Genomic DNA, 16,682 nt, shown 5'->3' on the forward strand with positions numbered 1-16,682 from the left:
CCACTCGCCGCTTATATAAGCCAAGGCTTATGAAGAGCCGGGCTCCTCCGTGCGGTCACCAGCCGCTGACCCGGTTCCAGAACCCCGCCACGGCGAGCGCCTCACCGGCCGGCCGGGAGCCGTCGACGACGTGGTAGCCGCGGTGCTGAGCCGCCGTGGCGCAGGCGTGGTTGGGCAGGATGCGCAGGCGGGTGCCGATGGACAGGTCGGGAAGGGGGACGCCCTCACGGGCGGTGAGGGTGCCGTGCTCCTGGCTCGCGGCCGTCATGACCAGGCCCGGGAGGAGGTTGCCGGAGAGGTCCGCGACGAGGCCGTAGCCCTGGTCCTGCGCCTGGGCGGCGGTGCCGCGGTCGCGGGACATGGCCATCCAGCCGCCGTCCGTGACGATCCAGCCGTACTCGGGACGGTGACCGATGACCGTGACGACGACCGACAGGGCGAGGTCGTCGAGGTCGCAGACGCCGAGGCCCGCCATCACCAGGTCGAAGAAGACGTAGTTACCGGCGCGCAGTTCGGTGACCCCGGTGAGGTCATCGGCGGCATGGGCGGTCGGGGTGGAGCCGACGCTGACGGTGGCCACGGGCAGGCCCGCCGAGCGCAGTCGTCCGGCCGCGGCGACGGCGCTGTCCCGTTCGTTCAGCGCGGCCAGCCGCCGCTCCTCGGCGGTGGGGGCGAAGTACGACTCTCCGGCGTGCGTCAACACGCCGTCCAGGCAGCCCGCTTCGTGCAGGACGCGAGCGATCCCGGGAAGTTCGGGGGCGTCGGGCCTGAGACCGCCGCGGTGGCCGTCGCAGTCGATCTCGATCTGGGCCGGCAGCGGGATCCCGGCCCGGCGGGACGCCTCGGCGACGAACTCCGCCTGTTCCGCGCTGTCCAGCAGCACGCGCAACGTCACCCCGCGCCGCGACAGGGCGAGGACGCGCGGGAGTTTGTGGGGGTCGATGCCGACGGCGTAGGTGATGTCGGTGTACCCGCCCTCGGCGAACGCCTCCGCCTCGGCCAGGGTGGAGACGGTCACCGGGCAGGGCGTCGCGCCCTCGTGCAGCAGGGCGGCGACGTCGAGGCTCTTGGCCGTCTTCACGTGCGGACGCAGGGTGACGCCGAGCCGGTCGGCCCTGGCGGCCAGTCGCCCGATGTTGCGCCGGCTCCGGTGCACGTCGACGACCGCGAACGGGGTGTCGGGGTCGGCCAGGGTGAGCCGGTCGGCGACCGCGGGGTGGTTGTCGGGAGTCACGTGGAGGGGTCCGTCCTCGGGAATGGGGCGGTGTGGCCCCGGCGGTGCACTGTCCAGCCCCACCGTCCGCCACTCGATTGGACTTTCTGTCCAGATCTGGACAGTAAATCTAAGAGGCCGACCAACAGTTGTCCAGCGGCGTGATCGAGGTATACATATGGGCCGCCCGGGTGCGGGCCGGTGGCCTGGTGGCGCATTCTTGCTGTGTCGCCCGCAGGACGGCGCACGGACGAGGTAGGGCCGATGACTGGGAGCGTCAAGGAGGCACACCCGACGGCCGGGCGGCTGGCGGCGCTGCTGATCGACAGTTCGACCGAGGCGATCAGTGCGGCCGGCGGCCACGCCGGAGGGGTCTATCTGCGCTCCCGCACGCCCGGACTGCTCAGGCTCGCCGTCCTGTCCGGCCTGCCCGGTCCCCTGTTCCGCCCCTGGTGGCGGATGCACGTCGACCGCCCCTTCCCCGTCGCGGACGCCTACCGGCTGGGCGTCCAGGTGATCCTGCCGAACGCCACCGAGACCATGCGCCGCTATCCGCAGTTCGCGGCCGGCCTGCCCTTCCACTTCGGCTCGCTCTACGTACCGGTCGTCAGCGGTGCCACGACGTACGGCGTGCTGACCGTGCTGCGCCCGGCCGTCGCCGACGCGGCCGAGGTGCTCTCCGGGCGCGACCGCGTGGTGCGGCTCGCCCAGGAGCTGGGTGCGGCGCTGCGCGTCCTGGAGGAGCAGGACGCCGACCAGGTCGCCTGGGACGGTGAGCCGATGTATCTGCGGCCGCCGACCGCGTCCACCTCCGTGGGGCGTGTCGGCCGCTTCGCCTGGGACCCCTCGACCACCGCCATCACCCTCGACGAGGATCTGCACACCCTTCTGGGCGTGCCGCCGAGCGAGTTCCCCGGCACCGCCGAGGCCTTCGCCGACGCCGTGGCGCCCAGCGACGCCCACCGCATCCTGGGCACCCTGCGCGACACCGCCGCCGGCCGTCCGCCCGCGCTGCCCCTCTACCTGCGGGACGCGGACGGCGAACTGCGGCTGCTGGACCTGTGGAACGCCTACGAGCCGCCCGCCGCCCCCGAGGTCCGGGGCGTGGTCGTGGCGCCGGGCCCCGCCCCCACCGCCGACTCCGCCGCGGACCTGCTGCCCGACGGCGTGTTCTGCCTCGACCGGCTGGGCCTGGTCGTCTACGCCAATCCGCGCGCCGCCGAACTCCTCGGCCGCCCCCGCGCCGAGCTCGTCGGCCGTGATCTGTGGGAGGCCGTGCCCTGGCTGGGCCGCCCCGACTTCGAGGACCACCTGCGCGCGGCCCTGCTGGCCCCGGACCCGGTCCACTTCCACCTCGAACGGCCTCCCCCGCCGGAACCCGAGCCGAACCGGCCGGCCCAGGAGACCGAGCCCGTCGCCGGGGCCACCGAAGGGCAGCCGGCCCCCGCGGGCAGCGACTCCGAGGCACGGACCCGGGACTCGGATCAGCCCACCTCCGCGCGGGACGACCTTCAGCCCGCCCTCGCGCGGGACAACCTTCAGCCCGCCTCCGCCCCGGACACCCAGCTGACGTCCGAACCGTCACCGCAGCACACCGAGCCCGCCCCCCAGCCGTACGAGGGCGACTGGCTCGCGCTGTCCGTGTACCCGGGTCCCGACCGGCTGACCTGCACCGTGCGGCCCACGAGCGGGGTGGCGGACAGTCCCGCCGCGCGCGGGGACGGCGAGGCGGCCGAGGTCGGCGGGAGCCCCCTGGCACCCCTGTACCGGCCGATCGCCCTCGCCATCGCGCTGAACGAGGCCGTCACCGTCCGGCAGGTGTCCGCCGTGGTGATGCGGGAGCTGCTCCCGGCGTTCGGCGGCCGCCGGCTCGCGATCTACCTGCTCCAGGACCGCCATCTGTACCTGGAGTGGGAGACCGGCTTCCCCAAGGGCTTCCTCTCGCCCTTCGACGGCGTGGGCCTGGAGACCCGCCTCCCGGGCGTGGAGACCCTCACCAGCGGCAGGCCGCTGTTCTTCGACTCGATGGAGCAGCTGACGGCCGCGTACCCCGGGATCGCCCTGGACGCGACCGAGGGTGCGCGGGCCTTCCTGCCGCTGATCGCCTCCGGCCGGTCCGTCGGTTCGTGCATCCTCGGCTTCGACCGGCCCCGCAGCTTCTCCACCGAGGAACGCACGGTGCTCACCGCGCTGGCGGGGCTCATCGCCCACGCCATGGAGAAGGCGCAGCGCTACGAGTCGGAGACCGCGCTCGCCCGGGGCCTCCAGCAGGTCCTGCTGCCCCGCCGGCTGTCGGCGCACCCGCAGTTGGAGACCACGGGCCGCTATCTGCCGGGCACCGCGGGGATGGACGTCGGCGGGGACTGGTACGACGTCGTCGAGTCCGGCGGCGGGCTGGCGCTGGTCATCGGGGACGTCCAGGGGCACGGTGTGCAGGCGGCGGCCACCATGGGCCAACTGCGCAGCGCGGTCCGGGCGTTCGCGCTGGGCGACCGGTCGCCCGACGAGGTCATGAGCAGCACCAACCACCTCCTGATCGACCTCGACCCCGGACTCTTCGCCAGCTGCTGCTACATCCGCCTCGACCCCGCCACCGGGCTGGCCCGGGCGGCCCGCGCCGGGCACCCGCCCCCGCTGCTGCGCCAGGCCGACGGCCGTACCCGGGTCCTGGACCTGCCCGGCGGAGTGGTGCTCGGAGTGGACCCGCGGGCCCGCTATCCGGTCTCCGAGTTCCAGGTGGATCCCGGTGCGGTCCTCGCGCTCTACACGGACGGGCTGGTGGAGCGGCCCGGCCACGACATCGACGAGGGGATCACCGCGCTGCGGGTGGCGCTGGCGAAGGCCGGGGCACCGGCCCGCCCGGGCCAGCGGTTCCTGGCGGGCGTCGCGGACCGGCTGACGGCGACCGCCCGGCACGCCCCGGACCGCCCCGACGACATCGCCCTCCTCCTCGCGACCCGCCGCGCGACGCCTGCGGCCGGGGCGCACTGAGGACGCGGGACGCCGTCAGCCTCTCGGGCCCAGCCCCTTGCCCATGACCTACGTCGTGCCCGCCCCACGTCGCTCTGCGTGCACACGCTGAAGACTCTGTCGCTGTTCTGTCACACCTTGTGACGCCCCTCGCCTCCTGGGACGAGGCAGTGTAGACATGGGCACATGGTCCGACTCCCGGGCCGTTCCGGGGGCGGGCCGGCCCGTCGCCCCGACGGTCCCCGCCCACCGCAGACACCCGACCGGACTCACGACCAGGACGAGGGCCCGGCGCGAGGCAGCTCTCCGACCCGGGTGGAGCGCGACGGGGCCCGGTACCGGCGGGGCCAGCGTCCCCTGCGGGAAGCGGTCGGCGGACGCAGCGTGGCCGGACAGGTGTTCGTCCTGCAAGTGGTGATCGTCCTGCTGCTCGTCGTGGCGGCGGTGGTCGCACTGGTGCTCCAGGTACGGCACGACAGCACCGTGGAGGCCCGCAACCGTTCCGTCGCCGTGGCGCAGGCCTTCGCCAACGCGCCGGGCACCCTGGAGGCCCTGCAGAGCCCGGACCCGTCGGCGGTGCTCCAGCCGCGTGCCGAGGCGGCCCGCCGGGCGACGGACGTGGACTTCATCGTCGTCATGAACACCGACGGGGTCCGCTACACCCACCCCAAGCCGGACCGGATCGGCAAGAAGTTCGTCGGGGACATCGGCCCCGCGCTGGCCGGGCGCGTGACCACCGAGGACATCACCGGCACCATAGGACCGCTCGTGCAGGCCGTCGTCCCGATCAAGGACGCCGACGGCAAGGTCGTCGGCCTGGTGTCCGCGGGCATCACCACCGCCAAGGTGGGCGGCACCGCCAACCAGCAGCTGCCGCTGCTCCTGATGGCCGCCGCCGTGGGGCTCGCCCTCGCCACGGCCGGCACCTACCTCGTCAGCAGACGGCTGCTGCGCCAGACGCACGGTCTCGGCCCGCACGAGATGACCCGCATGTACGAGCACCACGACGCGGTCCTGCACGCCGTACGGGAGGGCGTGCTGATCGTCGGCGGCGAGGGCCGGCTGCTGCTCGCCAACGACGAGGCGCACCGGCTCCTGGACCTGCCGGCCGACGCCGAGGGACGGCACGTCCTCGACCTCGCCCTGCCCGCCGACATCGCGGGACTGCTGGCCTCCGGGCGGGTCGCCACCGACGAGGTGCACCGGGTCAGGGACCGGCTCCTCGCGGTCAACCAGCGGCCCACCGACATCCAGGGCGGCCCGCCCGGCAGCGTCGCCACCCTGCGCGACTCCACCGAGCTGCGTGCCCTGTCCGGGCGCGCCGAGGTCGCCCGCGAGCGCCTGGACATGCTGTACGACGCCACGGTGGGCATCGGCACCAGCCTGGACGTGACCCGCACCGCCGAGGAGCTGGCCGAGCTGGCCGTGCCGCGGTTCGCGGACTTCGTCACCGTGGACCTGTTCGACCCGGTGCTCAGCGGCGGCGAGCCGGAGGAGGCGACCACCCTGCGCCGCACCGCGCTCAGCGGGATCCGCGAGGACGCCCCGCTGTACAAGGTCGGCGAACGCATTCCCCTGGTCGACTCCGCCCCGCAGGCCCGTGGCATCAGCAGCGGCAAGGCCGTCCTTGAGCCGCGGCTCGCCGAGGCCACCGGATGGCACGCGCAGGACCCGGAACGCTCCGCCCAGGTCATGGAGTACGGCATCCACTCGCTGATCGCCGTCCCCCTGCGGGCCGGCAACCTCGTGCTCGGCGCGGTCAGCTTCTGGCGCTCGGAGAAGCCGGAGCCCTTCGACACCGAGGAGGTCGCCCTCGCCGAGGAACTCGTCACCCGGGCCGCGGTGTCCATCGACAACGCCCGCCGCTACACCCGCGAGCACACCATGGCGGTGACGCTTCAGCGCAGTCTGCTGCCGCGCCGGCTGCCCGAGCAGGACGCCCTGGACATCGCCTACAAGTACCTGCCCGCGCAGGCGGGGGTGGGCGGTGACTGGTTCGACGTCCTGCCGCTTTCCGGGGCGCGGGTCGCGCTGGTGGTCGGTGACGTGGTGGGGCACGGACTGCACGCGGCGGCCACCATGGGCCGGCTGCGCACGGCGGTGCACAACTTCTCCGCCCTCGATCTGCCGCCCGACGAACTGCTGTCCCTGCTGGACGAGTTGGTGGCCCGGATCGACCAGGACGAGGCGGAGGAGAGCGGCAACTCCCCGGTCACCGGCGCCACCTGCCTGTACGCCGTGTACGACCCGGTCGCCCGGCGGTGCACGATCGCCCGCGCGGGCCATCCGCCGCCCGCCCTCGTCCACCCGGACGGGAGCGTCGAGTACCCCGACGTGCCCGCCGGTCCGCCGCTGGGCCTGGGCGGCCTGCCGTTCGAGACGGCCGACCTGGAACTCGCCGAGGGCAGCCGCCTGGTGCTCTACACGGACGGGCTCGTGGAGGACCGGGAACGTGACATCGACGTGGGTCTTGAGCTGCTGCGCGCGGCCCTTGAACGGTCCGGGCCGTCCCCCGAGGACACCTGCCGGGCCGTGCTGGACGCGCGGCCGCCGTCCCGGGCCATCGACGACATCGCCCTGATCGTGGCGCGCACCCGGGCGCTGGCGGCGGACCGGATCGCCGAGTGGCAGGTCCCCGGCGACCCCGCGGCCGTCTCGGACCTCCGGGCGTCCGTGTCACGGCAGTTGTCCCGGTGGGGCCTGGAGGAACTCGCGTTCACCACGGAGCTGATCCTGAGCGAGCTGGTCACCAACGCGATCCGCTACGGCGGCGATCCCATCCGGGTCCGGGTGCTCTTCGACCGCACCCTGATCTGCGAGGTCTTCGACAGCAGCAGCACGTCACCGCATCTGAGGTACGCGGCGATGACCGACGAGGGCGGCCGCGGCCTCTTCCTGGTGGCCCAGCTCAGCGAGCGCTGGGGCACCAGGTACACCCCTGCGGGCAAGGTCATCTGGGCGGAACAACCGCTGCCGTAGCACCCGTTGATTCCCGCCCCACCCATAAGCCGATCTTATGAGCCCATAGACCGGACCCGCGTACCCACTTAGGCTTGCCTTAGCTTAGGCTTCCCCCGAGTCGATCTGTCACCGCTCGAAGGGAACCTGATCATGCCGCGCCCCCTGCGGGTAGCCATCGTCGGAGCCGGCCCCGCCGGGATCTACGCGGCCGACGCGCTGCTCAAGTCCGACGTGGCCGCCGAACCCGGTGTCTCCATCGACGTCTTCGAGCGGATGCCGGCCCCGTTCGGGCTGATCCGTTACGGCGTGGCCCCTGACCACCCCCGGATCAAGGGCATCATCACGGCGCTGCACCAGGTGCTCGACAAGCCGCAGATCCGTCTCTTCGGCAACGTCGACTACCCCACCGACATCAGCCTGGACGACCTGCGCGCCTTCTACGACGCGGTGATCTTCTCCACCGGCGCGACCGCGGACCGCGAGCTGCGCATACCGGGCATCGAGCTCGACGGCTCCTACGGCGCCGCCGACTTCGTCTCCTGGTACGACGGCCACCCGGACGTGCCGCGCACCTGGCCCCTGGAGGCCGAGAAGGTCGCCGTGCTCGGGGTCGGCAACGTGGCGCTCGACGTGGCCCGCATCCTCGCCAAGACGGCCGACGAGCTGCTGCCCACGGAGATCCCGCCGAACGTCCACGAGGGCCTGAAGGCCAACAAGGCGCTGGAGGTCCACGTCTTCGGCCGCCGCGGACCGGCGCAGGCGAAGTTCTCCCCGATGGAGCTGCGGGAGCTGGACCACTCCCCCAACATCGAGGTCATCGTCGACCCCGAGGACATCGACTACGACGCGGGCTCGATCGAGACCCGGCGCGGCAACAAGCAGGCCGACATGGTCGCCAAGACGCTGGAGAACTGGGCGATCCGCGACGTCGGCGACCGTCCGCACAAGCTGTTCCTGCACTTCTTCGAGTCGCCCACCGAGATCCTCGGCGAGGACGGCAGGGTCGTCGGCCTGCGCACCGAGCGCACCGCCCTGGACGGCACCGGCAACGTCAAGGGCACCGGCGAGTTCAAGGACTGGGACGTCTCCGCGGTCTACCGCGCGGTCGGCTACCTCTCCGACAAGCTGCCCAAGCTGCCCTGGGACATCGACTCGGGCACGGTCCCGGACGAGGGTGGCCGGGTCATGCAGGAGAGCGGCGAGCACCTTCAGTCGACGTACGTCACCGGCTGGATCCGGCGCGGCCCGGTGGGCCTGATCGGCCACACCAAGGGCGACGCCAACGAGACGGTGTCGAACCTCCTGGACGACTTCGCGAACGACCGTCTCCAGACGCCGGGTTCGCCCGAGCCGGAGGCCGTGGACGCGTTCCTCGCCGAGCGCAACGTCCGCTTCACCACCTGGGACGGCTGGTACAGGCTGGACGCCGCCGAGAAGGCGCTGGGCGAGCCGCAGGGCCGTGAGCGCGTGAAGCTCGTCGAGCGCGAGGACATGCTGCGGGAGAGCGGCGCCTGATCCGCACTCGACGCCGGTCGTGCCCCCTCTCCAGGGGCGGTGCGACCGGCGTCGTGCTGTGCACGGAACCCGCGCGCCCGTCCGGTCGTTCCCCTCGTGCCCGGACGGCCGTGCGGGCGGACGCGGGACGAACGGGGTGGGTGTGGCACGCGTACTGGTCATCGGCGGCGGTGTCGCCGGTACGGCGACGGCCCTGGCGCTGCACAAGGCGGGCTTCGGGGTCGAGGTGCACGAGGCCCATCCGGACTCGGCCGAGGACATCGGCGCGTTCCTCACCCTGGCGAGCAACGGCATGCGGGCGCTGGCCCAGTTGGACGCCTCGGCGGCGGTCACGGCGGCCGGCTTCCCGCTGACCTCGCTGCGGGTCCTGGACGACCGGGGCACCGAGCTGGCGCACGCGCCCATGGGCGAGGCCTCGGACCCCCTGCTCAGCTACCGGTGCCTGCGCCGCGGGGAGCTCAACACCGCGCTCCAGGCCGAGGCCGCCCGCCGCGGCATCCCCGTGCGGCACGGCGCCCGTCTCACGTCGGTCGAGGACGGCCCGGACGGCGTCACCGCGCGCTTCACCGACGGCGGCACCGCGAGCGGCGACCTGCTGATCGGCGCCGACGGCCTGAACTCCGCAGTGCGCCGGTCGATCGCGCCCACGACACGGCCGTTCCCCTCCGGCCAGTACGTCTTCTACGGCTACGCACGCGCCGCCGCTCCCTCCGGCCCGGAGGCGTGCATCACCATGGTCCGCGGCAGCGGGGCCGCCTTCGGCTACGCGGTGTCGCCCGACGGCGAGACGTACTGGTTCGCCCGGGTGACCGGAGATCCGCTGACCGCCGAGGAGTTGGCACAGGGCACCCCCGCCCACTGGCGCGAGCAGCTGCTGCCACTGCTGCGTGCGGACGCGGGCCCGGCCGCGGAGCTGGTCGCGGCCACGGGTGAGGACCTCATGGTCACCAACGCCACCGAGATCCCCACCGGCACCCCCTGGCGCTCCGGCCGGACCCTGCTCATCGGCGACGCGGCGCACGCGGCCTCCCCCGCGACCGGCCAGGGTGCCTCGATGGCCCTGGAGGACGCCGTCGTCCTCGCGAAGTCCCTGCGGGACGCGCCGGACACGGACAGCGCCCTCGCCCTCTACGAGGAACTCCGCCGCCCACGGGTGGAGCACAACATCACCGTCAGCGGCAACATCTCCCGGGGCACCCACACCCCGTCGACCGCTCCCCGGCCCACCCCGGACGAGGAACTCGCCCGGCTCCTGGAGTGGGACACGGATCTGTGGGCCGCACGGCCGGCCCACCGCGGGTAGGGCTCGGCCGAAAGACGGCTGTTTCCGGAGCGCAACGAGGCCGGTCAGGAGAACAGGGTCTGGATGTCCGGCTTCTTGCCGCCGAAGATGCCGTCCTGCTCACCGAGGGCGGCGAGCTTCTCCAGGGAGGCCGTGTCGACCTGGGCCGGCCAGCTGGGCAGGATGAGCCCGCTCAGCACATCGCCGCTGATCTTCGTGTAGGTCGTGAGGATCTGCCGGGCCTCGTCCGGATGGCCGGTGGCGTACTGGAGTGACTCCGTCATCGCCTCGGTGAAGTTCTTCACCAGTGCCGGATCCTGCTGCGCGATCTTCGACGACGTGAAATAGGTCGCGACCGTCAGTTTCGGGTCGGTCTCGGCGAACGGCGAGGCGATCACCCGGGCGCCCTGCGCCTTGGCGACGGTCTGCGCCGGCTCCCCCATCCAGGCGGCGTCCACACGGCCGCCGTCCAGCGCGGCCGGCATCTGGTCGAAGGGGATCTCCACGAACTTGACCTTCGCCGGGTCACCGCCGGCCTTGCGCACCGACTCGCGGACCGTGGTGTCCCCGATGTTCTGGAGGGTGTTCACCGCGACCGTGCGCCCGGCCAGGTCCTTGGCCGACTTGACGGGGCTGTCCTTCTTGACGAGGACCGCGGTGACGTCGGCCCCCACCTTGCCGTTGGACGCGGCCCCGTTGACCACCGACTTCACGGGGACGCCCTTGGTCTGCGCGAGCATCAGGGAGGTGGTGTTGCTGAAGCCGAACTGGAACTGCCCGCTCACCACCCCGGGAATGATGGCCGCCCCGCCCTGCGCGGTGACCATCTTCAGCTCGATCCCGCGGTCGGCGAAGAACCCCTTCTTCTGCCCGAGGTAGAGCGGTGCCACATCGACGATGGGGATGACCCCGACCGTCACCTGGGTCTTCTTCCCGCCGCTCGCGGACGACGACCCCCCGCTGCCGGAGTCCGACGATCCGCATCCGGCGGCACCCGCGAGGGTCATCACCGCCACGGCAAGTCCGAGCATGCGCCTTCGCATGGAGCCCTCCTGACGAGGGGTCAGACACCTCACGACCCGCCCATTGATGTTGTGCACATCATTGACGCCCGCAATGTACACGCCTAGTTTCGCGGTTGTCAGTCCCCCCGACCGCAGGAAAAACGGACTGCGCCAAGGAGCCCACGTCTCGTGATGCACCGCACCCGCACCCGTACACTCGTCGCCGTCGCGGCACTGCTGCTCGCCGCTCCCGTCGCCCCGGCCGCCCACGCCGCCGCCGAGGACGTGCACATCGAGGGCCGACTGCCCTCCGGAGCGGCCTACCTCATGGACGTACCGGCCGACTGGAACGGCACGGTCCTCCTCTACAGCCACGGATACACCCCGACGGGCGCACCCAACCCGGCCCGCAACGCGCCCGACGACACCACCAAGTCCCTTCTGCTGCACCAGGGTTACGCCCTGATCGGGTCCTCCTACGCCACCAACGGCTGGGCGGTGACCGAGGCCGTGCCCGACCAGCTGGCCACCCTCGACGCGTTCACCGCCCGCTTCGGCCACGCCGGACGCACCCTGGCCTGGGGCACCTCCTACGGCGGCCTCGTCACTACCGCCCTGGCGGAGCGTCACGCGTCGCGCCTGGCGGGCTCGTTGTCGATGTGCGGGCTGGTGCAGGGCGGTGTCGCCAACTGGAACAGCACACTGGACCCGGTCTTCGCGCTCAGGACACTCCTCGCCCCGGGTTCGGACATCCCCCTGACCCGGCTTCCCAGCCAGGCCGCCGCGACCGAGGCGTCCGACGCGATGACCGCCGTGGTCACCGGGGCGCAGCGGACCGCCGGCGGCCGGGCCCGCATCGCGCTCGCCGCGGCCCTGCACAACATCCCCGGCTGGAACGACCCTTCACAGCCCCGGCCCGCCCCCACCGACTGGGACGCACAGCAGAGCGGGCAGTTCCAGGCCATGGTGGGGCTGGTGCGGTTCCCCGCCTTCGTCTGGCGACAGGAGGCCGAGACGCGGGCGGGCGGCAACATGGCGTGGAACACCGGCGTCGACTACCGCGCCCTGCTCCAGCGTTCGCCCTACCTCAAGGAGGTCGAGGAGCTGTACGCGAAGGCGGGCCTGTCCCTGAGGTCCGACCTCAACACCCTCTCCAAGGCCCCACGCGTCCGCGCCGACACGAAGGCCGTCCGGTGGATGAGCCGGACGAGCAGCTTCACCGGCCGTCTCACCAAGCCCCAGCTGAACATCCACACCACCGGGGACGCGCTGATCCCGGTGCAGTCCGAGAGCGCCTACCGCCGGGCCGCCGCGGCCGCGGGCTCGACGCCCCTGCTGCGGCAGCGCTATGTCGACAACGCGGGCCACTGCACGTTCAGCCCCGGCGAGCAGATCGCCGCCCTGCACACCCTGGAGGACCGGATCACCCACGGGCACTGGAGCGACAGCGATCCGGCGGCCCTCAACTCCCGTGCGGCGAAGGCCGATCCGACGTCCGCCGCGCACTATGTCCCGTACGCGCCCGCGAGTTACCCCCGCCCCTACGACAGATCAGACGTGCACCGGCCACAGCCCTGACCGGAGCTCGGCTCACGGCTCCGTCGTCTCGGATTCGAGCGAGGCCCGGGTCGCCTGGCCGTAGACCCCCGACTCGTCCTGGAAGACGACTCGGGTGACCTGGTAGGTGCGCACCGCGCTCTCGACCGTGCCGTCGAAGTCGCCGTCCGCCTCCCCGCCGTACAGCCCGACCTGCTTCAGGCGGAGCTGGAGTTCGACGACCTCGGGGCCGTGGTCGCCGTAACGGAGCACCGGGGGCCGGCCGTTCGACGAGGTCGGTCCAGGTGCCGCCGTCACCGAGGCGGCGACGCTGGAGGGGGCGCCGACCGGAGTGGTCGTGCCCGACGGGCTCGCGCCGGCGTCGGCGGTCGCGCTCGGCGAGGAGGTGGGCGGCGGGGACGAGGCCGAAGTCGCCGTGGGGGAAGGGGAGACAGCGGACGGACCGCTCGACGACGGCTGTTCCTCCGGTACGCCCGCCCGGACGCCACCGGCCACCGAACCGTCGCGCGCGGGGCTGTTGTACGAGAAGAGTCCGCCGACGAAGCCACCGGTGACCAGAACGGCGACGGCCGCACCGGTCCCGGCTACGATCACCGGCCGCCGGTTGCGGCGGGCGGGTCCGGCGACAGCCGGGGACTCCACGTCCGGCTCCACGACGGGCGTCCGCACCGTCTCGCCCACGGACGCCAAGTCCCCCGTGAGGCTTGGCCGTTCGAGATCGTCGGCGGGATCGACCGGCTCCTCGCCGACGGCCACGAACGGCCGGATCCGCACGGGGTCGAAGTCCTCGACAGCCGCCGCCTCGGCCGTACGGGACTCCAGGTGGGCCTCGGCGGCGCGGTGGGCGCAGGCGCAGGAGGGGGTGCCGTCCGCCGCCCGGGGCGCCCCGCACTCAGGGCAGACGAGGACTGGTGGTTCACTCACGCGCGTTCCCTCTCCGTACGATCTTCATATCGTAGACAGATATGCCGCGCGGAAATTCCACAACTCTTCTTGATCTGGAACCGGCCCGTCCACGGCGCCGAGATTCAGCCACCGCGCGTGAAGCAGAGATGAACGGAGGCGGGAGCGGAGCCTCAACGCCCCTTCCGCGTCAGGCGACTTGACGGAAGATGGTCTTCCGAGACCGCGACAACTTGGGGTAACCAGCGGTAACTTCTGTCCCACCCGCTCCACTCACCCGCGCCACTCCTCCAGGAGAATTCCCCATGCGCAGACTCCTCGCCTGCCTGGCGGCGGCCACCGCCGTTCTCGGCGGGCTCACCGCGGCCGCCCCGGCCGCCTCGGCCGCCGACTCGGGCAGCTTCAACGTCCTCACCTACAACGTGGCCGGCCTGCCCGAGGCCCTGTCCAGCGCGCCGACCCCGCGCGAGTCGAGCACCACGGCGATCGGCCAGCGGATCGCGCCGTACGACATCGTGCACGTGGAAGAGGACTTCAACTACCACGCCTACCTCTACGCGGGCGACACCAACCACGCCTACCGCACGCCCACCAGCGGAGGCGCCGGCATCGGCAGCGGCCTCAACACCCTGTCGAAGATCCCCTACGACGTGGACGACTTCGAGCGCGTGCGGTGGAACTCCTGCCAGTACGACTCGGGTGACTGCCTGACCCCCAAGGGCTTCACCTTCATGCGGGAGCGCCTCGCCGAGGGCGTCTACGTCGACTTCTACAACCTGCACACCAACGCGGGCACCAACGACGGCGACCTCGCCTCGCGCGCGGACAACCTCAACCAGCTCACCGCGTTCATCAACAGCCACTCCCAGGGCAACGCGGTGGTCGTCATGGGCGACACCAACACGCGCTACACCCGCTCCGGCGACACCATCGGCGAGTTCGCCGCGGCCAACGGCCTGACCGACGCCTGGGTCCAGCTGATCCGCGGCGGCACCCCGCCCGCCAAGGGCAGCGACGCGCTGGTCTGCGACCAGACGGGGACGACCGTCCCGAACACCTGCGAGGTCGTCGACAAGGTCCTGTACCGCGGCAGCAAGCTGGTCTCGCTCAACGCCACCTCGTACAACAACGAGCACGCCAAGTTCCTCACCAGCGACAACCTGATGCTCTCCGACCACGACCCGATCACGGTCGGCTTCACCTGGCAGCGCAACGCCGCCTACCAGCTCAGCGACCAGTACGGCGGCCCGCACGGCGACTACTTCAACGACATCGCCGGCGTCCCCGCGGGTGCCCGCGCCACGGCCATAGGCCTGCGGACCGGCACCCGGGTCGACCAGATGAGCCTCACCCTGGCGAACGGCACCACGCTGAGCCACGGCGGGACCGGCGGCACCGCCTCCTCGCTCACCCTCGGCAGCGGCGAGTACGTCACCACCGCCCAGCTCTGCCAGGCCGCGAAGGACGGCAACACCCGGATCTTCTACGCCAAGTTCACGACCAACCTCGGCCGCACGCTCGCCGGCGGCTCGACCACCCCGGACTGCGTGACCCGCACGGCACCGAGCGGCTGGCAGATCGCCGGCTTCCACGGGCGCACGGGCGACGAGGTCGACAAGATCGGCTTCATCTACACCCAGCGCTGACCGCCCCTGTTCCGGGACGGCGTGCCTTCCCACGCCGTCCCGGAACGCACAGGAACCACAAAGGTCCGACCGGATCATTGACGCGCTCATGGCCAGACCCCTAGCTTCTGATCGATTTGCCGAACTACGTTCGAAATACCGATCATTGAGGTGCCCCATACGCCACCTCCGGGTCCCCCGCACGCACCTTGGAGAGACACGATGAGCGCGAACCCCCACCTGTCCCGGCGCGGCCTCCTGGGCATGACCGCCGCCGTCCCGCTCGCCCTGACCCTCGGCGCGGGCACCGCGCAGGCCGCCGACTCGGCGTACGCGATGGTCTACTTCACCGAGTCGACCAATCTCGGCGACGGCACCGACTACGGTCTGCACCTCGCCGTCAGCCCGGACGGGCTCAACTGGACACCGCTCAACCAGAACAACCCCCTGGTCACCCCGACCGCCGGCGCCCTCGGCCTGCGCGACCCGTTCCTCATGCGCAAGCAGGACGGCACGTTCGTCGTCCTCGCCACCGACCTCAAGGGCACCGACTGGAACTACAACAGTCAGTACATCCACGTCTGGGACTCCGCCGACCTGCGCACCTTCACCGGCTACCGGCGCCTGAAACTCCACGACATGACCACCCACAGCTGGGCGCCGGAGGCGTTCTGGGACGCGGGCCGGGGCCAGTACGCGGTCATCTACTCGTCGGTGAACTCCAGCGGCCACAACGTGATCATGGTGAACTACACCAGCGACTTCGTCACCGCGTCGGCCCCGCAGGTCTTCTTCGACCCCGGCTACGACGTCATCGACGGCGACATGGCCGTGGGCGTGAGCGGCTACAACTACCTCTTCTTCAAGAAGAACCAGACCCTGGTCTCCGCGCGCTCCACCTCCCTGAACCCGGGCAGCTTCACCGAGTACAGCGCGGGCGTGGCCCACGGCGGCACCGAGGCGCCGACGATCGTGAAGTCACTGACCACGGGGAACTGGTGGCTCTGGGGCGACACCTACACCCCCAACGGCGTGTTCTACGCATGGCAGTCGAGCAGCCCGGCCACCGGCTCCTGGACCGCCCTCGACCAGAAGACCTACACCCAGCCGGTCAACTCCAAGCACTGCGGCATCGCGACGATCACCACGTCCGAGTACACCAACCTGCTGGCCAAGTGGGGCGCCCCGGCCTGGAACCGGCTCAAGTCCTACAACTTCCCGGCCCGTTACGTCCGCCACGCGAACTACGTGGGCCGGATCGACGAGTACCCGGTCGAGCCGTACAAGGACTCCCTGTGGACCCTCGTCCCGGGCCTCGCCGACAGCTCCGGGGTGTCCTTCCGGTCGGTCAACTACCCCGACCGCTATCTGCGGCACTACAACTACCAGCTCCGCCTCGACACCAACGACGGCACGTCGACCTTCGCGGGCGACGCCACCTTCTACCGCACAGCCGGCCTCGCGGACGCGAGCTGGGCGTCCTTCCGGTCGTACAACAACCCGACCCGCTACCTGCGGCACGCCGACTACGTCCTGCGCATCGACCCGATTTCCACCACGGCCGACCAGCAGGACGCGACATTCCGAGTCGGTTACTGATTTCTCCGAAAAAGCCCCCCTGACGGTCCGTGTTGTATACGCTCCAGATCTTC

General features: G+C 71.7%; 10 protein-coding genes. 7 read left to right on the forward strand and 3 right to left on the reverse strand.

The window, feature by feature from the left end; all coding sequences use genetic code 11:
- Positions 1-55: 55 nt before the first annotated feature.
- The gene (locus tag H295_RS0107200; protein WP_020134667.1) at positions 56-1,234 is read right to left on the reverse strand and encodes a DSD1 family PLP-dependent enzyme; all 1,179 of its coding nucleotides are present in this window, start codon (positions 1,232-1,234) and stop codon (positions 56-58) included.
- A gap of 243 nt (positions 1,235-1,477) precedes the next feature.
- Here H295_RS0107200 and H295_RS0107205 point away from each other — a divergent pair, with 243 nt between their 5' ends.
- The 4 genes from H295_RS0107205 (at position 1,478) to H295_RS0107220 (ending at position 9,962) form a co-directional block, all read left to right on the forward strand.
- Entirely contained in the window at positions 1,478-4,204 is a 2,727-nt protein-coding gene (locus H295_RS0107205) for a SpoIIE family protein phosphatase (RefSeq protein ID WP_020134668.1), read from the forward strand.
- A 165-nt stretch (positions 4,205-4,369) separates the two neighbouring features.
- Complete coding sequence (locus H295_RS0107210) at positions 4,370-7,162, forward strand: SpoIIE family protein phosphatase/ATP-binding protein (RefSeq protein ID WP_078616590.1); 2,793 nt, start codon at positions 4,370-4,372, stop codon at positions 7,160-7,162.
- A gap of 132 nt (positions 7,163-7,294) precedes the next feature.
- Positions 7,295-8,659 (forward strand): FAD-dependent oxidoreductase, encoded by a 1,365-nt coding sequence (locus H295_RS0107215; protein WP_020134670.1) that lies wholly within the window; start codon positions 7,295-7,297, stop codon positions 8,657-8,659.
- Positions 8,660-8,801: 142 nt separating this feature from the next.
- A complete protein-coding gene (locus H295_RS0107220) occupies positions 8,802-9,962 on the forward strand; it encodes an FAD-dependent oxidoreductase (RefSeq protein WP_043217281.1) in 1,161 nt (386 codons plus the stop codon).
- A 44-nt stretch (positions 9,963-10,006) separates the two neighbouring features.
- On the opposite strand, the gene H295_RS0107225 is transcribed toward H295_RS0107220, so the two are convergent.
- On the reverse strand, positions 10,007-10,984 hold the full coding sequence (locus H295_RS0107225; protein WP_028809144.1) for an ABC transporter substrate-binding protein: 978 nt from the start codon (positions 10,982-10,984) through the stop codon (positions 10,007-10,009).
- A 153-nt stretch (positions 10,985-11,137) separates the two neighbouring features.
- Here H295_RS0107225 and H295_RS42890 point away from each other — a divergent pair, with 153 nt between their 5' ends.
- A complete protein-coding gene (locus H295_RS42890) occupies positions 11,138-12,523 on the forward strand; it encodes an alpha/beta hydrolase family protein (protein ID WP_020134673.1) in 1,386 nt (461 codons plus the stop codon).
- Between the two features lie 12 nt (positions 12,524-12,535).
- On the opposite strand, the gene H295_RS0107235 is transcribed toward H295_RS42890, so the two are convergent.
- Positions 12,536-13,426, reverse strand: coding sequence for a peptidoglycan-binding domain-containing protein (locus H295_RS0107235; protein WP_020134674.1), 891 nt, complete (start codon positions 13,424-13,426; stop codon positions 12,536-12,538).
- Positions 13,427-13,710: 284 nt separating this feature from the next.
- Here H295_RS0107235 and H295_RS0107240 point away from each other — a divergent pair, with 284 nt between their 5' ends.
- A complete protein-coding gene (locus H295_RS0107240; protein WP_020134675.1) occupies positions 13,711-15,051 on the forward strand; it encodes a jacalin-like lectin in 1,341 nt (446 codons plus the stop codon).
- Positions 15,052-15,252: 201 nt separating this feature from the next.
- Positions 15,253-16,629 (forward strand): glycoside hydrolase family 43 protein, encoded by a 1,377-nt coding sequence (locus H295_RS0107245; protein WP_020134676.1) that lies wholly within the window; start codon positions 15,253-15,255, stop codon positions 16,627-16,629.
- The last annotated feature ends 53 nt before the right edge of the window (positions 16,630-16,682 follow it).

The sequence above is a fragment of the Streptomyces sp. 351MFTsu5.1 genome (genome assembly GCF_000383655.1).
In the GTDB taxonomy this organism is placed as follows: Bacteria; Actinomycetota; Actinomycetes; order Streptomycetales; family Streptomycetaceae; genus Streptomyces; species Streptomyces griseorubiginosus.